This is a genomic window from Mesorhizobium sp. M2C.T.Ca.TU.002.02.1.1 (genome assembly GCF_003997225.1).
In genome coordinates, this window is record NZ_RZTO01000141.1 from 1 (window position 1) to 10289 (window position 10289).

A 10289-nucleotide genomic window follows, 5' to 3' on the forward strand; every position below is an offset into this window, starting at 1 on the left:
GTGTCCAGCTGCAGCTTCGGCAGATTGCCGGTCTTGGCCAAGCGCTCGGCGGCGTCGAGCTCGGCCTTGCGCTGGACAAGAAGCTGCTTGGCGTTGTCGACATTGGAGATCTTCTCCTCGGCCGCGAGCATCAGCACCAGGTCGCCGGTCTTGACGCGGTCGCCCTGCTTGACCGGCAGCTTTTCGATGACGCCCGCGACGCGCGTCGCCAGCACGGCGCGCTTGTCGGCCTCGGTGAGACCCGAAATCCGGATCGCCCGCGCGAAGGTCTTGCGCGGCGGAGTGACCACCGCGACGGTGCGCGGTGCGGCCTTCGGCTCGGCTTCGGCCTTGTTCGGCTTGGCGGCCTCCGCTTGCTTGTCGGTGGTGACCGACTTATCGGTGGTGACCGACTTGTCGGCGGCGCTGCCGACGGAGGAAAACTCGCCCGTCCCCATCCAGGCCGCGAACCCGATGAGCACGGCAATGGCTGCAAGCTTGTGAAACCTGATTTTCGGCATCGTCATTTTTCCGTTGCAGGACCTGGCGAGGTCGGCGCTTCCGACTTGGGCGCGCGGCCGATATGGGTGTGCGCGGGGCCTAGTTCAATTTGCCGTGATCGGCGAACGCGCGCTTCTACCTGAAAGTTGCGGCGCAAAATAGTCGGAAAAGTTGCAGGAACATTGCGGCGTGGGACGCAGCGCCTCGACAAAGGCGGGCTTTTCTGCCAGCCGGCTGGCGCTTTTGCCGGCGCGCCGACAGGTTCCCCAAGGTTACTGGCAGCAGCCGTCAGCATGATGCGAAAAATCGTCCATCGGCGGCGGCAACCGCCCGGTTGGAGCGCGGTCATGCCCCACTATACCCGGGTTGAATCTGTCAAGTGATGAGGTTGAGCAGCCGGAAGATGCGCTCGAATGTCCTGCCGTAAGGCGGGCGCAGCAAACCGCCGGCGCCGAGCTTCGACTGGATGAAGATCGGCTTTTCCTTGCTGAATGTGCGGAACCCCCATTCGCCGTGATAGGCGCCGGTGCCGCTCTCGCCGACGCCGCCGAAAGGCTGCCGCTCCTGCACCAGATGCAGCATGCAGTCATTGATCGTGACGCCGCCGGCCACGGTTCCCCGCATGACCTTCTGGCGATTGGCGTTGTCGCTGCCGAACCAGTAGAGCGCCAGCGGGCGCTCGCCCCGGTTCACATGCTCGATGGCCTCGTCGACCGTGCCATATTCGACGATCGGCAGCACCGGCCCGAAAATCTCCTCGCGCATGAGCCGCAGATTTTCGCCCGCATTGCGCACCAGCACCGGCGCCATTTTGCGGTCGGTGACGCCGAGCGTCTCGTTGCCCGGATTGACCTCGATGATGTCGGCGCCGCAGTCACGCGCCTCGGCGACCATGTCGCTCAGCCGCCGGTGATGCCGCTCGCTGACGATCGCCGTATAGTCGCGATTGTCGCCGAGGCGCGGATAGAGCTTGGCGATTGCCGCGGTGAACTTTGCCGCGACCGCCGCGCCCTGCCCTTGCGGGACCATCAGATAGTCCGGCGCGATACAGGTCTGGCCGGCATTGAGCAGCTTGCCATAGGCAACGCTGGCGACCGCCGCGTCGAGATCGCAGGACGGATCGAAGATCGCCGGCGACTTGCCGCCGAGCTCGAGCGTCACCGGCGTCAGATTGGCGGCGGCGGCCAGCGCCACCTGCCGGCCGACGGCGGTCGAGCCCGTGAACAGGAGGTGATCGAACGGCAGCGACACGAACGCCTTGCCGACGTCTGCGTCGCCGACCATCACGCTGACCTCGTCGGCGGCGAAATATTTTTCGACCAGGCTGGCGAGCAGGTCCGAAAACTTAGGCGTCAGCTCCGACGGCTTGATCATGACGCGGTTGCCGGCCGCGATCGCCGCGGTCGCCGGCGCGATTGCCAGCTGGAACGGATAGTTCCAGGGCGAGACGATGCCGACGACGCCGAGCGGCTGCGGCAGGAGGCGGTTGCGGCCGGGCAGGAACGGCAGGCTGGTGGCGACGCGGCGCTCGCGCATCCAGGCGCCAAGATGCGACAGCGCGTGCCTGATGCCGGCGCGCACGACGAACAATTCGGCAAGCCGCGTCTCCTCGGCCGAGCGGGCAGAGAAATCGCTGTCGATCGCGGCGCATATCTCGGCCTCGTGCTTTTCGGTGAGCGCCAGGAGGCGCTTCAGCCGATCCTTGCGCACGTCGAGCGTCGGGAACGGCTCCTTCTCGAAGGCCCTGCATTGCGCTTCAAACCGGACCCCGAGAGCATTCTGTCTGGTCTGCAGCATCGCGACCTCCCGTTTACGTGCAGGTAAGTTACATCGCCCGCACAACCGAATCCAGCATTGCCCCGGTTCCGTAGGGGAATGCTCCGGCAGTGCCGACCCAAGCGCCTCGAACATGCCGTTTGGCACCCGTCTCAACAGGGGATGGGAAAGCGATCGGTCCGCAAACGGCCCTTTTCGCCGTTCATGCATTGATCGGGCGTGCGTAAACGGCCCTTGGCAATGGTGCGGCTCGTGGCAAAACCGCAAGATCGGTCGAGCGCCTCATGTCCGCGCGGCTTAGCTGGTGCTGCCACGGAGAATGGAACGATGAAGGCGGCGGTTCAAAACCACCACGCCCGGATGCAGCGGGTGCTGGATCACATAGACCGGCATCTCGACGACGATCTGGACCTGGACGCGCTGAGCAGCGTCGCGGCCTATTCGAAATATCATTTCCACCGGCAGTTCACGGCGACCTTCGGGCTGTCCGTGCATCGCTATGTCCAGCTCGCCCGCATGAAACGCGCTTCATTCAGGCTGGGCTATGCGGACGCCGAAAGCGTCACGGACATAGCGATGGATGCCGGCTACGACGCGCCGGATGCCTTTGCCCGCGCTTTTCGCCAGCGGTGCGGGCAATCGCCGTCGTCGTTCCGGAGATCTCCCGACTGGGGGTCGTGGCTGATGGCCTTCGGGCCTCTCGACAACGCGAGGAGAAAGCTCATGCAGATCATTTTCACCGAAGACGACGTGACGATCCGCGAAGTGCCGCCCACTCCGGTGGCGATCATGGAACATCGCGGGGATCGGGCGACGCTCGGCGACACCATCCAGCGCTTCATCGCCTGGCGCAAGGCAGCTGGCCTGTCGCCAGAAACGAGTCCCACCTTCAACGTCTTCCGCTCCGAGAGATGTCCCGCTGCCGCGGCCGACTACAGCATGGACATTTGCGTCGGCACCGACCAGCCGATCGCGGCGGACGACAGGCAGATGAAGGCCGGCGTGATCCCCGGCGGACGTTGCGCCGTGCTGCGCTACCCCGGCAACACCAACAATCTGGAGCCGGCAGCACTCTACCTTTATCGGGAATGGCTTCCGGCCAGCGGCGAGGAAGCGCGCGACTTTCCGATCTATTGCCAGCGGCGGCTGTCTTTCCTCCCGGAGCTGTCGGTGCCCGAGATCATCGTCGAGCTCTTTCTGCCGCTGAAATAGCGCGGCGGGAATGCGGCCTTTCTCTTCCGTTCGCAAGAGCGGACCGGCCGCTATCCACCCGATCTCGGTCTTACGGGCAGACGACCTTGGCAATCAGGCGCGCCGCCGCGCGGATTCCGGCTTGATGCGCGCCGCGAGGAACTCCTTGACGCGACGCCCCGGCGCCGGCCCGCGCATCGGCTTGAAGCCGTCGTCGAGCTCGCCCGAGAGATCGAGCGTCGGCCGCTTGCCGACGGCGTCGTAATTCTCCTCCAGCCAGTCGCTGGCCGCACTTCGGCCGAGGTCGCGAAGGTAGGCGAGGAAGGCCCATTCGGCATTGACCTTGGACGACGCGGAGAGGTCCTTGAAGGCCTCGTCGGCATCGATGCGGTGCATGCGGATGTCGCGATATTCGCCATGCGGCAAGCGGCCGGCCGCGATCAGTTCCTTGACGAAGGCGATCGAACGGAATTCGCGCAGCAGCCCGGCGTTGAAGGTGATCTCGTCGATGCGGTTCTGGATCTCGTTGGCGCTCTTCGGCGTGCCTTCGCGCACGACCGGATTGATCTGCACCAGAAGCACGTCCTCGGTCGCCGCCGTCTTGAAGAACGGATAGAGCGCCGGTTGCCGCCATACCCGCCATCCCAATAGGGCACGCCCTTGATCTCGACGGCGCGGAACAATTGTGGCAGGCAGGCCGAAGCCATCACCGTGTCGAGATCGATCTCGCCGTCGGAAAAGACGCGCAATTGTCCGGTCTCGACATTGGTCGCCGAGATGAACAGCTCCATCGACTTGCAGGCGCGCACATTGTCGAAGTCGATCTCCTTCGCCACCACGTCGCGCAGCGGGTTGAGACCGAGCGGATTGGCGACATAGGGCGAGAACACCCGCGACATCGTGTCGAAGAAGACATAGCCGGGCGTGTTCTCGATCGACCAGTTGCCCCAGACCACGTCCCAGGGCATGCGCTGCACCGGGCTGAAACGGCCCTTCGAGGCCACCGCCCGCCAGAAATCGTCGAGCTTCTTGCGCGCGCCTTCCACGCCGCCGCGCACGAACCCGTCGGCCAGCGCCACCGCGTTCATGGCGCCCGCGCTGGTGCCGGACACCGCCGCGATCTCAAGCCGCCCATCTTCCAGCAGCCGGTCGAGCACGCCCCAGGAAAAGGCGCCGTGCGAGCCGCCGCCCTGGAGCGCGACGTTGATCTTCTTCTTTTCCTCCGCCTTGCCGTTCTTCGCCATGGCGTTCCTTGTCTCGATGCGCCGGCCTGCCCCTGCGTCATTTGGACGAGCCGGCGCGGTCAGCCTATGTTGCAGTGCAGCATATAGGGGCGGACCAAGGCAAGAACACGAACATACAAGCGTGATCACATGAAATTTCGGTCATGTGTGGGTTCTTTCCTCGCTCCACGAAAGTGGCTAGGGGCGTGACTGATCAGGCCGAGGCTTGATTGCCACGTGGTTCCCCCAATCCGTCGCTGCTTCGCAGCGCCACCTTTCCCCGCCCTCCGGAGGGAAAGGAAGGGAGCCTTGCTGGACGCGCGTTGACGGCAAAAAGCTTGGCGCCTTTCCTCTACCCCGTCGATCGGGGGAGAGGTGGCTCGGCGAAGCCGAGACGGAGTGGGGGTCGACCAGCGCTACATTAAACAATGCATGCGCCAAGCAGCCGTGCACGCTATCGCCAAAGACCAGCCGCTTGGAATTGTGTGCCTGCCGTAGACGAAGTGGGGGCGAGGAACCAAGCTCAAGCCACCAGATCCGGCACCGGCCCGATATAGCGCGACTGCGGCCGGATCAGCCGTCCGGTGGCCTGCTGCTCGCGGGCGTGCGCAATCCACCCGGCAACGCGGCCGGCGGCAAAGACGTTGGAGAACGCCTCCTTCGGAAAACCGACCGCTTCGAGCAGAAGCGCGGTGTAGAACTCGACATTGGTCTGGATCGAACGTTGCGGCTTGGCGACGCGAAGCACTTCGAGCGCCGCCTGCTCCACCGTTTCGGCGAAGGCCAGCCGGCTGCCCATCTCCTTGCTGCTTGCCTCATTGCGCGAACCGAGCTGCCGCACGACCGCCTTCAGCGCGTCGGCGCGCGGGTCGCGCACGCGGTAGATGCGATGGCCGAAGCCCATGATGCGCTCGCCATGCGCGATCTCGTTGCGGAGCCAGGCGGTCGCATCGCCGCTGGCCTCGATGGCGTCCAGCATCTCGATCACCGGCCCCGGCGCGCCGCCGTGCAGCGGGCCCTTCAGCGCGCCGAGCCCGGCCAGGGTCGCCGAGGTCAGCCCGGCTTGCGTCGAGGCCACCACGCGGGTAGCGAAGGTCGAGGCGTTGAGGCCGTGGTCGCAGACCGTCACCAGATAGCTGTCCAACGCCTTGGCAAGCGCCGGCGAGGCGGTGCCGGCAAGCATCCTGAGCATATCGCCGGCATGATCGATTTTTTCGTCGGGAACAATCGGGGTCTCGCCCCGGCCAAGGCGCAGCAGGGCCGGCGTCAGCACCGCCGGCGCCGCGATCAGCCTGAGCGCGTCGGCAAGTCCGTCGCCGTCCGGCAGGATGGCCATGCCGGCCCGCATGCCACTGTAGATGTCGAGCGGCACGAGTTGGGTAAGCATCGGTTTCACACGATCAAATACGTCCACTCGCGCCTTGCCGATCGCCTTTTCCAACTCGGCATCGCTGGGAAGCTCGTCGAAGAAACCGTCGAACAGCAGGCGAACCACCTGTTCGTAGCGCCAGCGGCCGGCGAGCTCCATCAGCGAATGGCCGCGGATGGTGAGATGCCCGCCCACGCCGTCGACATCGGAAAGCACCGTGTCGGCCGCCACAACATCATCGAGCCCATTCGCCATGATCGTCTCCTTGATCTTTTGCGCTTTGCAATTAATGCTACGCAATCAATGCATCAATCTTGATCAAGATAATCAATGTAAGGCGACAGATGACGGAGTGGCTGACGCGGGAGCAAGCGCTGGAGCGGCTGAACGTCCGTCCGCAGACACTCTATGCCTATGTCAGCCGCGGCCGCATCGGCATGAAGCCGGACGACGCCGACCCGCGCCGCAGCCAGTACCGCGCCGACGACATCGCAGCGCTTGCCACGCGCCGCGACCGCGGAAGGAGCCCGCGGGCGATCGCCGAAAGCGCCATCGCCTGGGGCGAGCCGGCCATCGCCACCTCCATCTCGACGGTGCTGCATGGCCGCCTCGTCTATCGCGGCAAGGACGCGGTGGAATTTTCGGAGACAGCGACGCTCGAGGAGACCGCCGCACTGCTGTGGGCCTCCGACCGTCCGGTGTCGTTCGCTTCGCTGACGCCGTCGGCCGCCCGGCAAAGCGGCACGCCGACCGCCTTCGCCAGGCTCTCGGCGCTTGCGGCCGAAGGCTGGTCGTCGCTCGGCCGCAGGCCGGCCATGCTGCAGCAGGACGGCGCCGCCGCAACCAGCGCGCTTGCCACCGCGCTCGGCGCGGCGCCAGGCTCCGAGCCCGTGCACGACAGGTTGGCGGAGGGCTGGTCGGTTGATAGCGCGGGCGCAGAACTTATCCGCAAGGCGCTGGTGCTCTTGGCCGATCACGAGCTCAACGCCTCGACCTTCGCCGCCCGCGTCGCGGCCTCCACCGGCGCGCCGGTCGCCGCCTGCCTGCTCGCCGGCCTCGCGACGCTCACCGGCCCGCGCCATGGCGGCGCGGGTGCCGCGGCGATCGCGCTGGTCGAGGACGCGGAGCGGCTGGGCGCGGACGAAGCGGTCGCCCGCTGGCTGGCGCATGACCGGCCGCTGCCCGGCTTCGGCCACCCGCTCTATCCGGAAGGCGACCCGCGCGCCGGGGGCGTTTTTTCCGGCCTCGACATCGACGAAGGGCTGTCGCGGTTGCGCAAGGCGGTGCTTGCCGCGACCGGCCTGCATCCGAACATCGATTTCGCGTTGGCCGCGATGACGCGCAGCCTGCGCTTGCCGGCCGACGCGCCGTTCCGCCTGTTCGCGCTCGGTCGCAGCGTCGGCTGGACGGCGCATGCCGTCGAGCAGGTGACGAGCAACAGGCTGATCCGGCCCCGCGCCCGTTACGACGGGCCTATTAGTATGGGATGACGGCCTTGCAGATTAGCCGAAACACGTTTGAGGTCGTCATGCTGGGGCGGAGCAAGGAGCAAAGCGACGCGCGCAGACCCTAGAATCCATTCCGTGACGCTAAGGCGTTGCGACATCTACAGAATTCTGCACCGCTGCGTTCCCCGGCAGACGTCACGGAATGGATCCTCAGGTCAAGTCCGAGGATGACGAAGGGATAGGCCTTTGCGCCAATCTCCACCATTCGCGATCGCCGCCAAACGGCGGCATACCCTAAGACATCGTGTCGAGCTTGCGCTGCATCGCCGCGATCTGCGCCTTCAGTTCCTGCAGATCGTCGGATTTCTCTTCCTTCTTCGGCGGCTCGGCAGGAGCTGCGGAATTGCCGCCGGCGGGCGGGAACGGCGTGAACATGCGCATGGCGTTCTGGAACATCTCGACGTTGCGGCGCGTCTGTTCCTCGAGCGCCTTCATCGGCGTCTTCATCATGTCCATCGGCGTCTTGCCGAAGGCGCCTTTCAGCTGCTCGCGGAACCGCTCCTGCTCCTTGGAGAAAGCGATCATCGACTGTTCAAGGAAGCTCGGCACGATCATCTGCATCTGATCGCCGTAGAAGGAGATGAGCTGGCGCAGGAACGGGATCGGCAGCATGTTCTGCCCGTCCTTGTTCTCCAGCTCGAAGATGATCTGCGTCAGCACAGGGTGGGTGATGTCGTCGCCGGTCTTTGCGTCCTGGACCGTGAACTCCTCGCCCTTCTTGACCATCTCGGCCAAGTCCTCGAGCGTCACATAGGTGCTGGTGCCGGTATTGTAGAGCCGGCGATTGGCATACTTCTTGATGACGATCGGGTCGTCTTTTGCGGCCATCCGTATCCTCCCCAGGACACCGGCACCTTTCGGAGTAAGCGGCCGGTAACGATTGCGCCCTCAATCGAGGATACGCGCAAAAGCGTCACAATTCCAAGCGGTTTGTGCACTGCGGCATCAATTAATGCTGCACAGCCATTGCAAAATCCGCCGCGTGGCCGACGTCACGTTACCGCGACTGGCGCGCGCTCTGCTTGCCGCGCATGGCGGCCATGCCCATTTCCGGTTTGACTCAGGTCATTGAACGGGCAAGAAAAGTCTTCAACGATAGCCTAAAATACGACACCTCGAAGTCTGGAGAAGAAAATGGCCGCTTCCAATTCAATCGTCGTCGCCAGCGCCGCCCGCACCGCGGTCGGATCCTTCAATGGCAGTTTCGCCGCGACGCCGGCGCATGAGCTCGGCGCTGTCGTCATCAGGGAATTGCTGGCGCGCGCGAAGGTCGAGGCAACGGAAGTCGACGAGGTCATCCTCGGCCAGGTGCTGACCGCCGCTCAAGGCCAGAACCCGGCCCGCCAGGCCTCGATCAACGCCGGCCTGCCGAAGGAGACCACCGCCTGGGGCCTCAACCAGGTTTGCGGCTCAGGCCTGCGCGCGATCGCGCTCGGCATGCAGCAGATCGCCACCGGCGACGCCAAGGTGATCGTCGCCGGCGGCCAGGAATCGATGTCGCTGTCGCCGCATGCCGAGCATCTGCGTGCCGGCGTCAAGATGGGCGACTACAAGATGATCGACACCATGATCAAGGACGGCCTGTGGGACGCCTTCAACGGCTATCACATGGGCAATACCGCCGAGAACGTCGCCCGCCAGTTCCAGATCACCCGCGAAACCCAGGACGAGTTCGCGCTCGCTTCGCAGAACAAGGCCGAGGCCGCGCAGAAGGCCGGCAGGTTCAAGGACGAGATCGTCGCCTTCACCATCAAGGGCAAGAAGGGCGACACCATCGTCGACCAGGACGAGTACATCCGTCACGGCGCGACGCTCGATGCCATGACCAAGCTTAAGCCCGCTTTCGACAAGGACGGCACGGTCACCGCCGCCAATGCCTCCGGCATCAACGACGGCGCCGCCGGCGCACTGCTGATGACCGAGGCCGAGGCCGCACGCCGCGGCATCACCCCGCTGGTGCGCATCGCCTCCTGGGCGACCGCCGGCGTCGATCCGGCGATCATGGGCACCGGGCCCATTCCCGCCTCGAAGCGGGCGCTGGAAAAGGCCGGCTGGTCGGTCAAGGACCTCGACCTCGTCGAGGCCAACGAGGCTTTCGCCGCGCAGGCCTGCGCCGTCAACCAGGGCATGGGCTGGGACCCCTCGATCGTCAACGTCAATGGCGGCGCCATCGCCATCGGCCATCCGATCGGCGCTTCCGGCGCCCGCATCTTCAACACGCTGGTCCACGAGATGCGCCGCCGCGGCGCCAAGAAGGGCCTTGCCACGCTGTGCATCGGCGGCGGCATGGGCGTGGCCATGTGCGTGGAAGCGCTGTGAGCGAATAACGAACAGGGAGCAGCGGATAGGGAAGAACGGCGTCAGCGCAGCGGGACATCGGATCCCTATTCGCTATTCGCTACTCCCTATTCGCCTCAAGTGACCAAAAAGGGAGGACCACATGAGCAAAGTAGCAATCGTCACCGGCGGATCGCGCGGCATTGGTGCGGCGATATCGGTCGCCTTGAAAAACGCCGGCTATTCGGTCGCGGCCAACTATGCCGGCAATGACGAGGCGGCCCAGAAATTCAAGGCCGAGACCGGCATTCCGGTCTACAAATGGTCCGTCGCCGACTACGAGGCCTGCACCGCCGGCATCAAGCAGGTCGAAGCCGATCTCGGCCCGGTCTCCGTGCTGGTCAACAATGCCGGCATTACCCGCGATGCCATGTTCCACAAGATGACGCCCGCGCAGTGGAAGGA

8 protein-coding genes and 1 pseudogene are annotated in these 10289 nt (G+C 65.1%); 4 read left to right on the forward strand and 5 right to left on the reverse strand.

Annotation, left to right across the window (positions count from 1 at the left end):
- Positions 1-500, reverse strand: a 500-nt coding sequence (locus EOD07_RS10335; protein WP_127235367.1) for a biotin/lipoyl-binding protein, incomplete at its 3' end; no start/stop codon positions are given.
- Between the two features lie 355 nt (positions 501-855).
- The gene (locus tag EOD07_RS10340) at positions 856-2277 is read right to left on the reverse strand and encodes a coniferyl aldehyde dehydrogenase (protein ID WP_127235368.1); all 1422 of its coding nucleotides are present in this window, start codon (positions 2275-2277) and stop codon (positions 856-858) included.
- A gap of 306 nt (positions 2278-2583) precedes the next feature.
- On the opposite strand from EOD07_RS10340, the gene EOD07_RS10345 reads away from it, so the two are divergent.
- On the forward strand, positions 2584-3468 hold the full coding sequence (locus EOD07_RS10345) for an AraC family transcriptional regulator (protein ID WP_127235369.1): 885 nt from the start codon (positions 2584-2586) through the stop codon (positions 3466-3468).
- A gap of 93 nt (positions 3469-3561) precedes the next feature.
- On the opposite strand, the pseudogene EOD07_RS10350 reads toward EOD07_RS10345, so the two are convergent.
- Both EOD07_RS10350 and EOD07_RS10355 read right to left on the reverse strand, forming a co-directional pair.
- Positions 3562-4691 (reverse strand): annotated as a pseudogene (locus EOD07_RS10350) (patatin-like phospholipase family protein).
- Positions 4692-5193: 502 nt separating this feature from the next.
- The gene (locus EOD07_RS10355; RefSeq protein WP_127235370.1) at positions 5194-6294 is read right to left on the reverse strand and encodes a citrate synthase/methylcitrate synthase; all 1101 of its coding nucleotides are present in this window, start codon (positions 6292-6294) and stop codon (positions 5194-5196) included.
- Positions 6295-6383: 89 nt separating this feature from the next.
- Between EOD07_RS10355 and EOD07_RS10360 the strand changes: the two genes are divergently transcribed.
- Positions 6384-7529 (forward strand): citrate synthase, encoded by a 1146-nt coding sequence (locus tag EOD07_RS10360; RefSeq protein ID WP_127235371.1) that lies wholly within the window; start codon positions 6384-6386, stop codon positions 7527-7529.
- Between the two features lie 252 nt (positions 7530-7781).
- Here the strand turns inward: EOD07_RS10360 and phaR are convergent, their stop codons facing one another.
- Positions 7782-8375: a polyhydroxyalkanoate synthesis repressor PhaR gene (gene phaR / locus EOD07_RS10365; RefSeq protein ID WP_041000876.1), complete on the reverse strand. Its 594-nt coding sequence runs from the start codon at positions 8373-8375 to the stop codon at positions 7782-7784.
- Between the two features lie 306 nt (positions 8376-8681).
- Here phaR and EOD07_RS10370 point away from each other — a divergent pair, with 306 nt between their 5' ends.
- Positions 8682-9866, forward strand: coding sequence for an acetyl-CoA C-acetyltransferase (locus EOD07_RS10370; protein WP_127235372.1), 1185 nt, complete (start codon positions 8682-8684; stop codon positions 9864-9866).
- Positions 9867-9987: 121 nt separating this feature from the next.
- Positions 9988-10289 (forward strand): SDR family NAD(P)-dependent oxidoreductase (locus EOD07_RS10375; protein ID WP_127235373.1); only part of this gene is annotated, 302 nt, incomplete at its 3' end.